Source organism: Citrobacter sp. Cm046 (genome assembly GCF_030333065.1).
Lineage (GTDB): Bacteria > Pseudomonadota > Gammaproteobacteria > Enterobacterales > Enterobacteriaceae > Citrobacter > Citrobacter murliniae.
In genome coordinates this window covers 1-222 of record NZ_JAOWGP010000019.1, presented here as the reverse complement: position 1 = coordinate 222, position 222 = coordinate 1, and the positions used below count along the sequence as shown (strand labels likewise).

The 222-nt window shown below is 41.9% G+C and carries 1 rRNA gene; it reads left to right on the top strand.

Annotation, left to right across the window (positions count from 1 at the left end):
- Positions 1 to 60: ribosomal RNA gene (locus tag OGX98_RS00825) — 16S ribosomal RNA — on the top strand; the annotation flags it as partial.
- Positions 61 to 222: the final 162 nt, after the last annotated feature.

The window sequence follows — 222 nt, the reverse complement described above, 5'->3', positions numbered from 1 at the left end:
ACTGGGGTGAAGTCGTAACAAGGTAACCGTAGGGGAACCTGCGGTTGGATCACCTCCTTACCTTAAAGAACCGTTCCTTGAAGTGTCCACACAGATTGTCTGATGAATGATGAACTTCTGAATGTACTTTCGAGTGCATTAAGAAGTTTTGCTCTTTAAAAATCTGGATCAAGCTGAAAATTGAAACGACACACTGTGTCTGTTCTCCGTAATAAGAACAGA